The sequence below is a fragment of the Novipirellula methanifontis genome, from assembly GCF_052161655.1.
Taxonomy (GTDB): Bacteria; Planctomycetota; Planctomycetia; order Pirellulales; family Pirellulaceae; genus Novipirellula.
The window spans coordinates 2,050,640-2,067,409 of the sequence record NZ_CP197418.1; the positions used below are offsets into that span (position 1 = coordinate 2,050,640).

Consider the following 16,770-nt stretch of genomic DNA (forward strand, 5'->3'; position numbering starts at 1 on the left):
TCCCGACTCCCGACTCCTCACTCCTCACTCCCCATCGCAACTCCAACTCCCAGAACGTCATGACGGCTGAAGACGAACGCTTGACTCAGTCCGAACGTCGCGAGCAGAACTGGCAACGCTGGGGGCCTTATTTGTCCGAGCGACAATGGGGGACGGTTCGCGAAGATTACAGCGAAGGGGGCGATGCGACCTGGAGTTACTTCCCTCACGACCACGCCCGCAGCCGGGCTTATCGCTGGGGCGAAGACGGACTGCTTGGTATCAGTGACCGCGAATGCCGCCTCTGCTTCTCAGTCGGATTGTGGAACGGACGCGATCCGATTCTGAAGGAACGATTGTTTGGGGTTACCGGCCCCGAAGGCAATCACGGCGAAGACGTCAAAGAGTGCTATTACTATCTCGATAGCACGCCAACGCACAGCTACATGAAGGCGTTGTACAAGTATCCTCAATGCCGTTACCCCTACGAGGAATTGGTCGACGTTTCGCGGTCTCGCAATCGCACCGACAACGAATACGAACTGACCGACTCCGCTGCCTTCGCTGATTCACGTTACTTTGACGTGGTCGCTGAGTATGCCAAAAGTGATCCCAACGATCTGCTGATTCGCTTGACGATCACAAATCGTGGGCCGCAAGCCGCGGTGCTGCACGCGCTGCCGCAACTCTTTTTCCGCAACACATGGACGTGGGAATGTACCGACGAAGGCTGCACGACGCGTCCGTCGATGCGGTTAGCAGGCAACGTCGTGCAAACCAATCACGAATCGCTTGATCGATTCTGGTTCGCCTGCGATGCCATGGATGCCGAGAGTGATTGGGCCTGGTTATTCACCGACAACGAAACGAATAAAGTCCGACATCCCGATTTGCCAAGCGAAAGTGAGTTCTACAAAGACGGACTCAATGACTTTGTCGTCCTCGGCGATACCAAAGCGGTCAACCCAGAGCAACGAGGCACCAAAGTCGGTGCGTACGGATTGTTGATGTTGCCTGCGGGTGGTTCGCGAGAGATCCGTTTGCGATTGGCCCACGTTGATTCGCCGATTATCAAAGACACCGCCGGCGGCGATGCAAAGACGTTTTCAGAAGTGGCGTTTGGTGATTCGTTTGACGCCTGTTTCAAGCAACGCATCGACGAAGCGGACGAGTTTTATGCCTCACGCATTCCGGATTCGTTGAGCAGCGATCGCAAGATGATCATGCGTCAGTCGTACGCCGGTTTGCTGTGGACGAAACAGTTCTATCATTACTCGGTTGCCACTTGGTTGGACGGAGATCCGAACGGAGTCAAGGCAACCGAGCTACGAAAGCTGGGCCGCAACAGCGATTGGCGTCACCTGTTCAATCGCGACGTGATCTCGATGCCGGACAAATGGGAATACCCGTGGTACGCCGCCTGGGACTTAGCGTTTCACATGGTGCCGATGGCCCACTTGGATACGCACTTTGCCAAAGAGCAAATGATCTTGTTTTTGCGTGAGTGGTACATGCACCCCAGTGGCCAAATTCCTGCATACGAATGGCAACTCGGCGACGTCAATCCGCCGGTGCACGCCTGGGGTGTGTGGCAAGTTTACAAGGCGTCCGGACCGCCTCAACAACGTGACAAAGTCTTTTTGGCGCGTGCGTTTCAAAAATTGTTGATCAACTTTACCTGGTGGGTGAACCGCAAAGACCCGCGAGGCAAGAACATCTTCGCCGGCGGTTTCCTCGGGCTCGACAACATCGGAGTTTTTGATCGCAGCAAACCGCTGCCACAAGGCCACCTCGAACAAGCCGATGGTACCGCATGGATGGCATTCTACTGCGGCACGATGTTACGAATCGCGATTGAATTGGCCGAAGGAGACATGGCCTATGGCGACATGGCCAGCAAGTTCTTTGAGCATTATGTGGCGATCGCCGAAGCGATGAACTCGATGGACGGCAGCGGGCTTTGGGATAACGAAGATGGCTTCTATTATGACCATCTGTATGTCGACGGCAAATCGATTCCGATCCGCGTTCGCTCGCTTGTCGGATTGCTGCCGTTAATGACTGGCGTGATCCTCGAAGAACAGATCATCGAGAAGTTGCCCGGTTTCAAACGCCGTATGAATTGGTTTCTGCGGAACCGCAGCGACCTCAGTCAGCATATGACTTATATGGAACGTGAGGATGCCAACCTTGGGAAACCTTGCAATCGTTTGCTCGCGATTCCATCGGGCGATCGTTTTCGTCATTTGATCTCCGTGATGCTCGATGAAAACGAGTTTTTGTCGCCGTTCGGGATCCGCAGCCTTTCCGCAGTTCATCGAGATGAACCGTTTGTATTTGATTTCGGCGGGCAACATCACGAAGTCCGTTATTTGCCCGGCGAAAGCGACAGTGGGATGTTTGGTGGAAACAGCAATTGGCGAGGCCCGATCTGGTTCCCCACAAACTTTTTGTTGATTCAAGCACTCAAACGTTATTACGTTTTCTACGGTGATGATTTCAAAGTCGAATGTCCCACCGGCAGCGGTGTGATGATGACGCTGATGGAAGTTGCTCGTGAATTAGAGCGACGACTGATCTCGATCTTCGAAGTCGACAAGGACGGAGCGAGGCCGTCGCATGGCAAGGTCAGCCAATATGCCAACGATCCCGCCTGGAAAGATCTCGTGTTGTTTTACGAGTACTTCCACGCGGACGAGGGAGCTGGTCTAGGTGCAAGCCACCAAACCGGATGGACCGCGTTGATCGCAACGATCCTCAGAAGCCACGGCGCCGCAGCGCACTAAATTACGCAGCAAAGTCGAATTTTCGGTAGCGAAACTCGCGGAGAGTTTCGGGCGTCCGCAGATTCTGTAGGCCGGACCGCAGCGGAGCGGAGTTCCGGCATGGCGGCTGTCACGAAATCACCATCACTTTCGCAGCCCGACGGATCTGCGTCGCTCCTCGATCACAGCCGTAGTGGATCTTGCTAAAGATCCTTTGCTGAACGGGGATCTTTAACGAGATCCACTACCCCCAACGTTACCGATCGGTTTCACCCATCACGGTGATCACGATGTTGCGGCCTCCCGCATGGTCACGGTGCTCGCACAAATAGATGCCTTGCCAGATGCCGACCTGCAACCGGCCGTCGGCAATCGGGATCATAACACTTGCACCCATCATCGAAGCTTTAACGTGGGCCGGCATGTCATCGGGGCCCTCGATCGTGTGAATGTAAGGCAGCGATTCAGGCACGGCGTGGTTCATCGCCGTTTCAAAATCGACACGCACATCAGGATCTGCGTTCTCGTTGATCGTCAGCGATGCACTGGTGTGTTGAATGAACACTTGCATCAAACCTACATTCACAGTGCTCAGTTCGGGGACCGCATCGACGACCGTATCGGTGATCAAATGGAAGCCTCGTCTCATGGCGGGAAGCCGCAGTTTTTTTTGGATCCACATGGTGATGACTCACGGAGTGCAAGAGGACAGTAAGAAATGTCGAGAGTTGAAAAATAATTCTCAATTTATTTTTGCTTCGAAATCAAAGCGGGCGTAGCTCGGGGGCCTTAACAGCCCCAAATGGCATCATCGCATACCAAAACAAACGGAAAAACAACAGCCGTGGTTGATGCCCTCCTTCGCACAAGCCCAATGTGGGAGAATCCCCCCTTGACAGAAGCGAGTTCGCAGGTGGGGGGATTCGGTGGTCCATTGGGTTGCGGTGAGTTTCGCGGTAATCGGGGAAGGAGGATCGATCGCTTCCGTCCGTTTTGTGCGTTCGGTCGCTCAGGCTGCTTTCATAGTTAACACAATTTTCTTGACACTCGGGTAATCGCGTCAATAATCACCTCGTGCAAACAGCTGTAGCCAATTGGATTCACGGCCGAATCAGACAACGAATTAGATAGCGGAACACTTGTTGGAATAAGTGTTCGGCTCATGGAGTAGAAAACGAACAATGAGTCATTGCAAAAACGTATTTGAAGCCATCTTGCGTTATGGGCACGACGAAGATTTCGTCCCGAACAAGGACGACAACTTCTCACCGACCGACGCACCCGCTGGCAGCCAAGAAAAGATCGAAGTACTGCGTAAACGCGTTGAACTTGGTCAACCCCTTTGGCACACCACTGACCGCGTTGATTACAGTGGTTTGACTGGTGCGATTCGCCCACGCGAGTAAGATCTTTGCGGAGTGCCCGCAACCAAGATAATTCTTAAATGCGACCCAGATACCCCCGCGAGGAAGTTTTCCTTGTGGGGGTATTTTTTTTGCTTCAACATGCCTGTAATGTTTTTTGTCAACGGTTGGGTGGTGCGTTTGAAGCGAATCAAACGTAACATGGCTGCTTAATCGCTTTTAAAATACGACCTACGAGACGGGCAAAATGACAGATTCGATCTGCAGATGGGGATTTTTGGGTGCTGCCGGCATCGCTCGGAAAAACTGGAAAGCCATTCGTCTTAGCGGCAATGGACGTGTTGCCGCAGTCGCCAGCCGGTCGCTCGAGCGAGCTCAGTCGTTCATCGACGAGTGCAATGCGGAAACGCCCCAGATTGCCCCCGTTACCGCGATGGGATCGTACGACGAGCTGATCCAAAGCGACCAAATCGACGCGGTCTATATCCCGCTGCCCACCGGTATTCGCAAAGATTGGGTGGTCGCCGCCGCCGAAGCAGGTAAGCACGTGTTGTGCGAAAAACCGGTCGGTGTGAACACTCAGCAAGTTCGCGAAATGATCGATGCCTGTCGCGCGTCCAGCGTCCAGTTCATGGACGGAGTGATGTTCGATCACAGCAAGCGAATCGAAGACGTCTCGGCAACGCTGCACGACGAGAAATTGCTGGGGAAACTTCGCCGTATCAACACCCATTTTTCCTTTTGCAGCGACGAATCGTTCGAGGCATCGAATATCCGCGCCAATTACGAACTCGAACCTCACGGCTGTCTCGGCGATCTCGGCTGGTACTGTATCCGCTTCATTTTTTGGGCGTCCAAGATGCAGATGCCTACGCGGTTGTCGGCACGAACGATCACCTCGATCGGTAACTCGTCTGGTGAACATCAAGTGCCTGGTGAGTTCTCTGCCGAATTGGAATTTCCCGAGGGGCTGTCGGCCGCGTTTTACTGTTCGTTTTTGACTAGCAACCAGCAAACCGCGATTGTCTCGGGAGAGAAGGGACATTTGACGATCGACGATTTCGTCTTGCCGTTTTACGACTCGCGTACCCACTGGGCGACTCACGATCACCAGCTCGAGATCGACAATTGCCGCTGGAATTTCAAGCGGCAAACGTCGCCACGATCCAACGACGAGTACGCATCGGGCGAACCGGTGGCCCCCGAAGTCGAGATGGTTCGCCGTTTCGCGAGCTATGTGAACGAGAATTCGATCCAGTCGCGTTATCCCGAATTGACGCTGAAAACCCAGCTGATTCTGGACGCCTGTCGACGCAGTGCCGTCGCAAATGGCGATTGGGTCAACGTCGAAGCCGTCACAAGCTAACGTCTCTCGGCAAACTTCCTGTATCAAAATTTCCCGTATCGAAAATTTCGGTAGCGAAACTCGCGAAGAGTTTCGTCCCACGGCAAACTCCCCCTATCGAAGCTCCCCGGAGAGTTTCGTCCCACCTGGGGCAAAATCCCGCGAAGGTCTTGCTGACTTTCGCTACGTTCTTGCCCAAAACAGACTCTTTCAAGAAATTCAAAATTTCTTTTTCGAGGCGTGACCAGACGTGTCATCAGGGTCGCGAAGAATGGTTTCAGTTGAGTGATTGATCGCTCGGCTCTTACCTGATTCGCTTCTTTCGCACAGGAATCTGTCCGATGACCCAAATGATGCTTTTCGATAGCCCTGTCGTCACCAGCCCCATCGCCAGCCGTTCAGCGGTCGCCGTTGCTTCGCCCGCCGTCGTGGCTCCCAAGTCGATCCAGTCGTCGGCTGTCCGCAAATCAGAGCGTCCTGGAACCAAAGTCGCAGGGACTAACATCAACGAGCCCAAAGCGGGGCTGAATCACATGGGCGACTTGGCTCGTCTGGTCCTGATGCGATACGACCTCGTCGCCGCCCGTCGTGCCGCCCGAGCCGCCCGCTAAGCAGTTTGTCCTGGTAGCGAAACTCGCAGAGAGTTTCGGCCACGCAATCGATGGCCGAACGTTTCTGCGACTTTCGCTACACCCTGGTGCTTTTGATGTAGCTACCGTCGCCAGACCGTGGACTACGTTCTGGCGAACGTAGCTACGGATTGAATCCCTGGGCTGCGAACCTGAGATGAAGAGCTGCAAAGCCTCGCTTCGACGATATCACTGGAAGCTTATCCCGCATGACAGGCTGGAAGCCTATCCCACATGCCTATCCCACATTTACTTCTTCGCGTCGGCACGATCCGAGGCCAGAGCGTCGGCCCGCTCTGGCTTCGGAGCCGACGAGGAAGGGTTAGGGGAGGCAGGACCCGCCGAAACGACTTTCGCCGCCGGTTTGCTATCGGCCTTCTTGCCCTTTTTCGATCGCAACATCCCGTACGTCATCATCGCGCCAAACACAAAGCCGATACCCACCGCCGTCAAAATCAACAGCAAGAGGGAGACTTCGCCATGGAAGAACAACAAGTTCACTTCTTCGTTTCGATTGTTCTGAAACGCGATCACCAAAGCGATCACGATCCCCAACAACAACAAAATCCAGCGTATTTTCTGCATCATCAGACACTCTCTCGTCGATCTTTCTTAAAAGACACTTTCCAGTAATACCTGCCAATGCTAGCATTTAGGATGCGTCGGTCGTTCAGCCAGGTGGCAATGGGGAGTCGTGCGAAGGTTTTCCGCCACCCAAGCCTAGGCTTCTCGCCCAGGAAAATCCAGCAACCTTTCGCAGGACTGGGGCCAGGGCTGGAGGCTCCCATTACCCAATCCGCTCGGTGGCGAGTGCGGGTAACGTTTTGTTGTTTCCTTCTCCAATGGTCCAAAGGACACTCCTCGTGCCCCAACAAACCTTTGAATTCATGGAAACGGCTGCCGCTTCGGGGACCCCCGACGCACCCCGTGCTTCATCCAAAACGCGGGTTCCATCCAAATCCAACTCAGGCAAACCCAACTCGGGCACAAGTCTTTCCAGCAAAACAGCCAAGCGACCTGGGCTGACGATTGGAAAATCATCGCTGTTGTTTCCACTAGAGCCCTATGTTCGCTCGCCCAGCAAGCGACCTGCTTCGCTCGCCCTGCATTCTCTCCTCTCCGTCGGCTGCACCCCGGCCACGCCGGTTCTCTCTGAACCGACTCTGCAAACGGCTCCCCCACAAGATGATCGCCAGGCGGTTTTGCAAAAACTGCGTCTGCAAGCGAACTGCTTGAACGTTTCTCCCGCTAACGAATCGGATCCTGTTGTTGCTCTAGCAGGCCGCGGGCAAACCTTCTCGACCGGCTCGTCCGCCCTCGATCACACACTGCTTCGCGGCGGGCTGCGACAAGATGCGATTTCCGAATGGATCGCGGACGCCGAGGGTTGCGGTGCGTCGGCGGTTTCGATGATCGTGGCCGCCAATGCGCTTCGTGCTCACGACCAGCAGGTGGGGGATTCGAGCAGCCCGATTGTGATCATCGATTCACGCAAAACCTTTTACCCTCCGGCGGCAATCGCGTTGGGTATCCCCGCCGCCCGCATGATTTTGGTGCAACCTCGCTGTGCTGCCGATGCGGTTTGGGCTATCGACCAAGCGTTGCGATGCGAAGCGGTCGCCGCCGTGTGGGCGACGATCGATACGCGGCTGGACGATCGCGATGCTCGGCGTTTCCAATTGGCGGCCGAACAAGGACGCACGCCCGGCTTTTTTGTTCGCCCGCTGCGGGAACGCGGAAAACCGAGTTTCGCCGAAGTTCGTCTGCATGTTAAAAAGGGGACCGGTCGGTCGTGGCAGGATCCTGAAATTCTCAATCACAGCACGCCACTGCAAGTCACGCTGGATCGGGCACGTGGCGGTCCGCTGGGAAAAAGCGTCTGGATTCAAATCGATGACCAGGCGCGGCTAATCGAAGTCACGGCTCCACACGAAGTGGCAGTACTGCAAGAGACAAGACATGAAACGGCTGCTGTGCATCTGGCTTCCCAACTGGCCCATCCAAAGCGTGCGGCTGCGCGAGGCCGCCAACACCGAGCCGGCTAAGCCCAATGTCGTTGATCGCTCCGAGATCAAAACACCCATCGTCGTTGATCGCTCCGCGATCGAAACGGAAACTCCCACCCTGCTGTGGGCCGACGATCCTCGTCGTGGACGCATCGTCGTTGCCTGTTGCCCCCGCGCATCGATGTTGGGCGTTCGCATCGCGATGCCGTTGGTCGAAACCACGCCGCTGCTGCAGCACCGTCCGTTACCCAGCGGACCGTCACGCACCGGGCCAGTAGCGGGCGGGCCAGCATCACAAAGCACCGTTACTGCCGACGTTCGACCCCATGATCCGTTCATGGATCGTGAAATGCTCAAGCAACTCAGCTACCAAATTCAGCAATCAATCACACCGCGAGTCGCGATCGAATCGATCGACGATCAACCTTGGGCCGGTTTTCCACGCCATCAACCCGAATCGTTGTTGTGCGATATCACCGGAGTCGAGCATTTGTTCGGTGACGAGCAAGGGCTAATCCACGCCGTTCAAAATTTGCTGACCCATCACTCAGCTGTACCGCTACACGCACGCATCGCAATCGCTCCCAACTTGGCTGCCGCATGGGCGATCGCTCATTTCGGTCAACACGATGCCCAGACCACCAACGAACCAACAGCGGCGATCGCATCGTTTCCGATCGAATCACTGCGGCTCGCTCGAGAAACCACCATGACTCTGCACCGGCTTGGCGTCGAGCGTGTTGACCAATTGTTACGTCTGCCACGCGGCGGTTTGGCAACGCGGCTAGGCAAACCGCTGGTTCAGCGGATCAGTCAAGCGATCGGTGAAATCGACGAACCGCTGGTCACCGACCTGGCACCCGACGAATTGACTTACTCACACGATCTGGAATATCCAACACGCGACTTGCCAATTTTGCTTCATCGCATGGAAGGACTTTTGCAGCGAGCCAAGGCGGGATTAGCCAAACGCAAACTCGGAGCCCTTCGCTTGCTTTTCAATCTCGATTTCTCAAAGCCACCTTCCAAGCACATCGAGATCGGCTTGTTTGCCCCCAGCCAAGATGTCAAGCATCTCACTTCGCTGGCGGCAATGCGGTTCGAGAATTTAGCACTGCGTCATGACGTGACACGATTGACACTGTCGGTTGCCCTGACCGGGCCCTTACGCAGCGTGCAAACATCGCTGTTGAGCGATGGACCGGTTGATTCGCACACCTTGGGCGGGACTGCGGTTTCTCGTTTCGTCGACAAACTCAGTGGTCGGCTCGGACGCGATGCCGTGTTGCGGGTCAAGTTGAATGCCGACCCGTTGCCCGAGAACGCTCATTTAACGCTTCCGATGACCGGCCAACCTGTCAAATCACGTCGCTCTTCCGCTCGTCCAAACACTTCCGCACAATCGGCGACTGCGAATTCGTATCGTTCTGCATCGCGTCACCGCACGCCATCGCCCGAGGACGCGATGCGTCGCCCGCTGACGATCCTCGACCCACCTCAACCGCTCTCGCCGGTGGTTCCCTTGACGTCCACGCAAGTCCCCGAGTCGTTTCGCTTGCGAGGCCGCGAGACTCAGATTGTCGGTTACTGGGGCCCCGAACGAATCGAGACACGTTGGTGGAGCGGGCCCTCAGTCCGCCGCGACTACTACCGCGCCGAAACCGACTGTGGGACATGGTGGTGGATTTACCGCGACATCAGCTCAGGCGACCAGCCCCGATGGTTCCTGCACGGGCAATTCACATAGCTCGCAAGCCGTTGTGCCGCTCTTAAGTTTGCCGTCGCATCAACTTGCTTTACCCTCCCGACGAAGTGGGGAGGGTCGGAAATCGAGCCTTCAGCGAGATTTCCGGGGAGGGCTCGCCGCGTATCGCTTTAAGTCTATCTCGACACCGCCCTCGCACGTGCAATCCCGACTCCGGTTCGCGTCCGCACAACCCGCGCAACCGCAACAGCACCTCGAATCGGCACACTTTTGCGGATCGAGCCAACCTTTTTGAAACTCTTTGTGACCGAATCGAATCGGCTTTGAACCTAGGCTTTCACACCGGGTTCGCTGAGGGGGCTTTTCCTTAACGAGCTCAGCACCGCCGCCGGGAAACGGCTCCCTGCGGTCTAGCCCTCCCAACTCCCAAAGTTATTACGTCACGAGTTCTTACTATGATCAATGCTGTTGTTATCGGTCTTGCCGCAGGTCTACTGTTTGCCGTTTCGCTCTTCGTTGCCCGCGTCTACAACGTCTTGCTGGCGTCGTTCGAAGAAACACGAAACAGCTTTGCCCAAATCGAAGTCCAGCTGAAACGCCGCTACGATTTGATTCCTTCGTTGGTCGAAGCAGCACGAGCCTACTTGACGCATGAACGTGAAACGCTCGAAGCGGTGATTGCGGCTCGGCAGCAAGCTTCGTCGAAACTGAAGGGATTGCAAAACAACCTCACTGACTCGGGTGCTGTCAAATCGTTTGCGGCATCCGAAGGAGCCCTCGGAAGTGCGATGGGCCGTTTGTCGATGGTGATCGAGTCCTATCCCGAGCTGAAGGCGAACGAGTCGATCGCTCAATTGACCGAAGAACTAACCAGTACCGAAAACCGGATCTCGTACGCTCGCCAATTGTACAACGACATGGCGACTCGATTTAACATCCGCCGACAAACATTCCCAACGGTTGCGTTTTCGTCGATGATCGGTTTCTCAGAAAACGTGGAACTGTTGCAATTCGACGATCAAGTCGAGATCCAACGTGTACCCAAATTTGAACTCGTCAGCGCGTAAACATGTAGGCAGGAATCATTGGGTGAAACCCCGTTAGCCGTTTGGACGCTAGCCCCGGTTCAGCGCCGGAACCGTGGCTAGCGCCAAAACGGCCAATTTACTGAAAGACTCCTGCCTAATTACTTAGGACATCACCGTTGCGAGCCGTGGGCCGCAAGGCACTGAGTCACGCATCAGCGTTGCAATCCGTCGCGTTAGTATTGAAGTTGCACGTTTTTCACAACCCGAAGCGTAAGCGAGGGACCACCGGTGACGTGATGCGATCCGCTTGAAATCGAAAAGAGAAAGAAAGTCGATGTTTGATTTCCTATCGCGGCAAACGCGTGCACGTCGTAGCAGTTCACGGTTCTATACATTGGTCTTGTTGGCGCAAGGCTTAACCGCCGTCGCGACCGGCACTGCCGTCGGCTATTTGATGATGTTTCCCCTGGTGTATGTGGCTGCTGCGGTGGATGCGGCCAAACAACCACCGCGATCCGATTATCGATCGACCGTTACCGAATCACCGTCAATATACTCGCGATACTCGCGGCGTAACCGCAACACTAAAGAGACGCTGGCGCGATTTGTTCACGCGTTCGAGGAACCCGGGACGCCCGACACACGCTGTGTCGATCCAGCCATCGTGTTTTGGTACACCTCGCTGTTCGGCATTTCACTTAGCAGTCTTGGGATCCTCGCGGCAACTTTCTACGAGCGACGGCGGATCGTCCACGAAGGCGGTTGGGCAATCGGCTTGGCACTGGGCGGACGACATATTGAAAAACCTCAAGCCGCCGACGAACGAAAATTGGTCAACGTGGTCGAAGAGATGGCGATTGCGTTTGCAACCACGCCTCCAGCCATCGTCGTACTCGACCATGAACCTGGAATCAACGTCTTCGCTGCGGGTTTGACCACCGACGACAGTATCCTGTGTGTCACCGCTGGGGCAATCAAGCATCTGCCGCGTGAAGAATTGCAAGGCGTGATCGCACACGAGTTCAGTCATTTGACGCAAGGCGACACACGACTGGGGACTCAGTTGACCGCGATTTTATACGGCCTCAATTCAGTTCGACTATTTGCCGAATGGGTGTTCCGCGTCGGTCACCAAACCAGCGAATCCAACGAAAAGGGAGCTTCATGGGGATACATGTGGATGTTAGTCGCGATCACGATTTGGCCATTTGGATTGGCCGGTGCCTTTGCCGCCGCGATGCTGACGCTGGCGATCACACGATCACGCGAAGCGTTGGCTGATGCCGAAGCTGTGCAAAAGACTCGCAACCCCGCCGCGATGGCAAAGGCACTTCGCCGCATCGTCGGGCACCCACAACGCGGTCAATTGCTGCATCCGCAATCGACTATCATCGCGCCAATGTTGTTTGTCGATTATCACAACAAACCGTGTTGGCACGCCACGCATCCGCCAATTGAAACACGCCTGTTCGCACTCGACCCGCTTGGCGATGCGACCCCGATCTACAGCGAATCGGTCACAAAGCCACGTTTGAAAGATCAGGCACCCAAAACGGTCGCTGCAATGGAGTTGCTGTTCGGCGGCACCATGGCGGAGGCTCCCACCCCGGGGCTCGCTTCGCCTGGACAATCAGCTGCCGACTGGGACAGCGGAGCCATTGCGATGCTTGCCGAACCGGTGGTTGCCGTGACGTCCATGTTTCGCCCAGAAACCTTTGCGATATCGATTCCAATGCTGGTCGGCTTACAGCCTGAAGGGACGACATCGCAGTGTGACCCAGCATGGTTGGAAACGATTCGCGAAGCAGACGCAGCGACTCAGATCGCATGGTTGACGCAGCTTTGCAGCGATGCAGACATGATGTCCCCCAAAGAGCGTAAACAACTTCGATTGGCAGCGGAGCAGTGTCGTGGTCGGCTGGATAATCTCGACTGGACGCGTCACGCGTCGTTATGGATGATCATTCGAGCAACCGAACCGCCACGTCCTAAGGCAAAGGCCACGCATGTCCCGATGCATAAGGTTGCCGGATATTCGCGGATTATCTTATCGGTACTCAGTATTTGTGATGGCGACGACGGCATGGCGGATTACGAGTTCATGCGAGGCTGGTCACAGCTGCGATTTGCCGACACGCCACGATTATCAGCAGCAGAATTGTGCTGGGACAATTTCGAGCATGCAGTTGAAACGATGTCGCAAGCGGCACCGCATCACGTCGAGTCGTTGTTAGTCGCGATTGCCAACGTCGTCTCCGGCGACGGCCGAGTCAGCACCGCAGAGTCCGCCGTCATCGCCATGATCCGCACCGCACTCGAGCCGTGAGTGTAGGCCGGACCGCAGCGAAGCGAAGCTCCGTCGGTTCCTGTGAGCCTACGGCGCTAGCCGCGGGGAGCGTTCATTTCAGTACGGTGAACATTTTCGCTGGAGAAACGACGAAGATTGATCGCAGTCTCGCCAAGCGATGCAAACTGCTTGTCGGGTCACGAACTTCAGAAGTTAAAGTGGTAGTGGATGTAGGCCATCTTTGAACCAGAGTCGTGCGCCGCTTGGTAAAGGTCGGCTTCATCACCAGCCAGTAGTCGAGCGCTGGCAAAGTATGCAACCGATGGTGACGATTCTGGCCACCATGATGCGTCCGAGAGCGGAACGATCGACGATCGCATTGAGTCACCATTGGCATCGGGGATCAATTGCAGGTCAAGTTTCCGACGAATCGCATCCCATGTGGCATCATCGACAGGTAAACGACAAACAACCGTGCTTAGGGTTTGCCCAGGTTGCCCCTGCAGCAGGTAGACGGAGAAACCGTCGGTGTTTGCACCCGACTCGTTTAGCGATGCGCGCAGCTCAATGATGGGTTCCGGCCAGTCGGTAACGGCAGTCAATGGACCACGTGGGGTCGTATCTCGCCAACCGTTGGCCCATTGATTGCTAAAGGTGATAAACAGAATCAGCAGTGCTGCAAAAATGAACGCGACGAACCACAAAACTGCGTTACTTTTTGGTGGGGCCATGGGAGAGACTTCAGGAGTGCGACACGGTTTGGTACGCCAACGTTTCGTAATTCATGGGAAGCGACTCCGCGATGGAGGCTCGTGGTTGGATGCCCCCAAACGCTAAACCGTTACGCAACCCTACGCGTCTGGGACGGCATAATCCGATCGTGGTGCCCAAGAGCCTGGGCCCAAAAATTGTGCCACTCGATCGGCAAGTGATACGTTGCATGCGTTGATGAAGGCGGCGTTGCCGGCATCTGCGTAGTTGGCGGTGTTGAGGATGTCGTTGACATTCTTGGGGTAGTCGAACATCAGATTCCGAAATAACACCTGTGAAAGGTGATAGCTAAGTTCCTGCCCATCATCCGGGCAATAGAACGAGTCGCCTGTCCAGAACATGTGAATTGTTTCGTCATTCCAGTAGCTGCGATGACGACGAACAATTTCGTGGTCAACCATGAAGTAGGATGCTTCCAAAACACAGTCCTCCATGAATTGTGTCACCCCTTCGTTGAGCCAAAGTGGCAACGGTAAGTGGCGTAAGAGCGCGTGATTCAGTTCGTGGGCGATTGTCCGTTCGTAGTCATCGCCACAGGCGGGGCAGATCGCAAAGTGTCCATACCCCACATCCAGAAACATGCCACCAGACAATGCGAATTCACCCTCAGCAGGGTAGAAATCGGCAACGTAGTCATAATAGCTCTCGGTGCCGGCAAACAAGAGAACGACATGTTTCCCGAACCCTTCGTTGCTGGCGACACCATCAAGCCTTTCAAGAATGATTTGCAGAGCACGTTCACACCTGGCTAGGACTCGTTTCGCGAATGTAGGATCAGCTGCAAGAAGAAGAAACTCGGGGGATTCGTGAACGGCGTAGCCTGAAGGCAATGAGTGTGCGAGTCGATTGAGCCAGTGGCGAGCGATTAACGTCCAAGTATCGTCAAACGCGGCGGCATCAACATTGGATTCGACCCAAGCCGCGATCGTGTCCCAATTTGGACGCGGTAAAGATTCGCGTATCTCAATGGCGTCAGGGATTGGCGATAGCAAGTCTTCCATTGGATAAGTCTGAGGAACTAGTTCTGGTTGTATATGACGAGGGGGACGTGCTTTCAAGTCGCGAGACTCCACACTGGATGCTTGCTGATTTTAGCCTGTTTTTGCTGGCGAGGTACATGTTTGGGGCTGCAAAATCATGTGGGGTAAGAATCGGCTTTCTGATAAGCGACTTCATTCATGGCCCAAGCAAAGGTGAATAGACAGAAAGATGGATGCGACAGAAAGATTGTCATACTTGACATTGCAGCATCATCATTTTTCTGTCGCCCATTTTCCTGTTTTCTTGTGAATGGGTGCCAAAGCGGCCCCCAACGCAGCATCTCAACGGAGTGCTCTGAATGCATCTTGCCGCGACTCTCCGGTGAAGTGCCGGAGACGACAACCGAAATGGCCCAAACGTCCAGCCGCATCCTCGCACGATGCAGCTCGGCTTGAACATGGCTGAGACGAGCGGCGACCGATTAGGATTAAGAGTATGATTAAGATTATGAGGCAGGCGAAGCCTGGAAGTTTTGAAGTGGATGGCGGCCGATGTGTTGTGGTCCGACTTTCATGACAAATCGCCTGCTCGATCGCGATCGGAGTTTGAAACGCAGTGTCGCTGAGAACGCAGAGTGTGATGCTGGGGTGCCTGTCACCTTCTCACGATAGGAACGGATCCAAGGCGATCTTTACAGCCGAATCGTCGCACTGAATTCATTCGTCTGTCAAAAATCAATGGTCGCTGCCTACAACGCGATCATACTCGCGATCAATGGCGGTCTGCCGATCAAGCAGTTTGTGTTCGGATGAATGACCGCCAACGGCTTGGAAAGCCGAGCGACAATGGGCTGATGCAAGCCGATTTTGACAGCCGAATGTGGGACAGCCGAATCGTCGGTCTGAATTTATTCGCCTGTCCCCCCATTCGTCTGTCAAAAATCAATGGTCGCTGCCTACAACGCGATCATACTCGCGATTAACGGCGGGCTACCGATGAAGCGGTTTGTGTTCGGATGAATGACCGCCAACGGCTTGGAAAGCCGAGCGACAATGGGCTGATGCAAGGCGATTTTGACAGCCGAATGTGGGACAGACGAATCGTCGCTCTGTATTTATTCGTCTGTCCTCCCATTCGTTTGTCAGAAATGAATCGTCGCTGCTTTCAACGCGATCATACTCGCGATTAACGGCGGGCTACCGATGAAGCGGCTTGTGTTCGGATGAATGAACGCCAACGGCTTGGAAAGCCGAGCGACAATGGGCTGGCGCAAGGCGATTTTGACAGCCGAATTTGGGACAGACGAATCGTCGGTCTGAATTTATTCGCCTGTCCCCCCCATTCGTCTGTCAATAAATCAATCGTCGCTGCCTACAACGCGATCATACTCGCGATTAACGGCGGGCTACCGATGAAGCGGTTTGTGTTTGGATGAATGACCGCCAACGGCTTGGAAAGCCGAGCGACAATGGGCTGATGCAAGGCGATTTTGACAGCCGAATGTGGGACAGACGAATCGTCTGTCTGAATTTATTCGCCTGTCCCCCCATTCGTCTGTCAAGAAATCAATCGTCGCTGCTTACAACGCGATCATACTCGCGATTAACGGCGGGCTACCGATGAAGCGGTTTGTGTTCGGATGAATGACCGCCAACGGCTTGGAAAGCCGAGCGACAATGGGCTGGCGCAAGGCGATTTTGACAGCCGAATGAAGGACAGCCGAATCGTCGGTCTGAATTTATTCGCCTGTCCCCCCATTCGCCTGTCAAGAAATCAATCGTCGCTGCTTACAAACCGTTCACACTCGCGCGTTCTACGGCGGGCTGCCAATCACGCGGCTTTGCATGCGGATGAATGAACGCAATCGGCTTGGAAAGCCGAGCGACATTGCTAGCATTCTCGTTGGGACA

15 protein-coding genes are annotated in these 16,770 nt (G+C 54.9%); 11 read left to right on the forward strand and 4 right to left on the reverse strand.

From position 1 onward, the window contains the following. The first annotated feature begins 59 nt into the window (after positions 1 to 59). Complete coding sequence (locus SH528x_RS07270) at positions 60 to 2,765, forward strand: MGH1-like glycoside hydrolase domain-containing protein (RefSeq protein WP_442509855.1); 2,706 nt, start codon at positions 60 to 62, stop codon at positions 2,763 to 2,765. Between the two features lie 235 nt (positions 2,766 to 3,000). Here SH528x_RS07270 and SH528x_RS07275 read toward each other — a convergent pair whose 3' ends face one another. Beyond that, the gene (locus SH528x_RS07275; protein ID WP_442512095.1) at positions 3,001 to 3,432 is read right to left on the reverse strand and encodes a secondary thiamine-phosphate synthase enzyme YjbQ; all 432 of its coding nucleotides are present in this window, start codon (positions 3,430 to 3,432) and stop codon (positions 3,001 to 3,003) included. Positions 3,433 to 3,925: 493 nt separating this feature from the next. Here SH528x_RS07275 and SH528x_RS07280 point away from each other — a divergent pair, with 493 nt between their 5' ends. The 3 genes from SH528x_RS07280 to SH528x_RS07290 all read left to right on the forward strand — a co-directional run bounded on the left by SH528x_RS07280 (position 3,926) and on the right by SH528x_RS07290 (position 6,064). Further along, entirely contained in the window at positions 3,926 to 4,150 is a 225-nt protein-coding gene (locus SH528x_RS07280) for a hypothetical protein (RefSeq protein WP_442509856.1), read from the forward strand. Positions 4,151 to 4,355: 205 nt separating this feature from the next. Further along, entirely contained in the window at positions 4,356 to 5,474 is a 1,119-nt protein-coding gene (locus SH528x_RS07285; protein ID WP_442509857.1) for a Gfo/Idh/MocA family protein, read from the forward strand. A 320-nt stretch (positions 5,475 to 5,794) separates the two neighbouring features. Beyond that, positions 5,795 to 6,064: a hypothetical protein gene (locus SH528x_RS07290; RefSeq protein WP_442509858.1), complete on the forward strand. Its 270-nt coding sequence runs from the start codon at positions 5,795 to 5,797 to the stop codon at positions 6,062 to 6,064. Between the two features lie 267 nt (positions 6,065 to 6,331). On the opposite strand, the gene SH528x_RS07295 is transcribed toward SH528x_RS07290, so the two are convergent. Further along, on the reverse strand, positions 6,332 to 6,670 hold the full coding sequence (locus SH528x_RS07295; RefSeq protein WP_442509859.1) for a lipopolysaccharide assembly protein LapA domain-containing protein: 339 nt from the start codon (positions 6,668 to 6,670) through the stop codon (positions 6,332 to 6,334). A gap of 275 nt (positions 6,671 to 6,945) precedes the next feature. Here SH528x_RS07295 and SH528x_RS07300 point away from each other — a divergent pair, with 275 nt between their 5' ends. From SH528x_RS07300 to SH528x_RS07315, 4 genes are all read left to right on the forward strand, one after another. Next, positions 6,946 to 8,127: an ImuA family protein gene (locus SH528x_RS07300; protein WP_442509860.1), complete on the forward strand. Its 1,182-nt coding sequence runs from the start codon at positions 6,946 to 6,948 to the stop codon at positions 8,125 to 8,127. Next, entirely contained in the window at positions 8,042 to 9,835 is a 1,794-nt protein-coding gene (locus SH528x_RS07305; protein WP_442509861.1) for a Y-family DNA polymerase, read from the forward strand. Before SH528x_RS07300 ends, SH528x_RS07305 begins: the two co-directional genes overlap by 86 nt. Before the next feature lie 413 nt (positions 9,836 to 10,248). Beyond that, positions 10,249 to 10,860, forward strand: coding sequence for a LemA family protein (locus SH528x_RS07310; RefSeq protein ID WP_442509862.1), 612 nt, complete (start codon positions 10,249 to 10,251; stop codon positions 10,858 to 10,860). A gap of 295 nt (positions 10,861 to 11,155) precedes the next feature. Beyond that, positions 11,156 to 13,147 (forward strand): M48 family metalloprotease, encoded by a 1,992-nt coding sequence (locus SH528x_RS07315; RefSeq protein ID WP_442509863.1) that lies wholly within the window; start codon positions 11,156 to 11,158, stop codon positions 13,145 to 13,147. 167 nt (positions 13,148 to 13,314) lie between these two features. Here the strand turns inward: SH528x_RS07315 and SH528x_RS07320 are convergent, their stop codons facing one another. Then, entirely contained in the window at positions 13,315 to 13,839 is a 525-nt protein-coding gene (locus SH528x_RS07320) for a hypothetical protein (RefSeq protein WP_442509864.1), read from the reverse strand. 120 nt (positions 13,840 to 13,959) lie between these two features. After that, the gene (locus SH528x_RS07325; protein ID WP_442509865.1) at positions 13,960 to 14,880 is read right to left on the reverse strand and encodes a hypothetical protein; all 921 of its coding nucleotides are present in this window, start codon (positions 14,878 to 14,880) and stop codon (positions 13,960 to 13,962) included. 788 nt (positions 14,881 to 15,668) lie between these two features. Here SH528x_RS07325 and SH528x_RS07330 point away from each other — a divergent pair. The 3 genes from SH528x_RS07330 to SH528x_RS07340 are packed head-to-tail and all read left to right on the forward strand — an operon-like array spanning position 15,669 to position 16,295. Further along, complete coding sequence (locus SH528x_RS07330; protein WP_442509866.1) at positions 15,669 to 15,842, forward strand: hypothetical protein; 174 nt, start codon at positions 15,669 to 15,671, stop codon at positions 15,840 to 15,842. 33 nt (positions 15,843 to 15,875) lie between these two features. Then, positions 15,876 to 16,049: a hypothetical protein gene (locus SH528x_RS07335; protein ID WP_442509867.1), complete on the forward strand. Its 174-nt coding sequence runs from the start codon at positions 15,876 to 15,878 to the stop codon at positions 16,047 to 16,049. 33 nt (positions 16,050 to 16,082) lie between these two features. Next, complete coding sequence (locus SH528x_RS07340) at positions 16,083 to 16,295, forward strand: hypothetical protein (protein WP_442509868.1); 213 nt, start codon at positions 16,083 to 16,085, stop codon at positions 16,293 to 16,295. Positions 16,296 to 16,770: the final 475 nt, after the last annotated feature.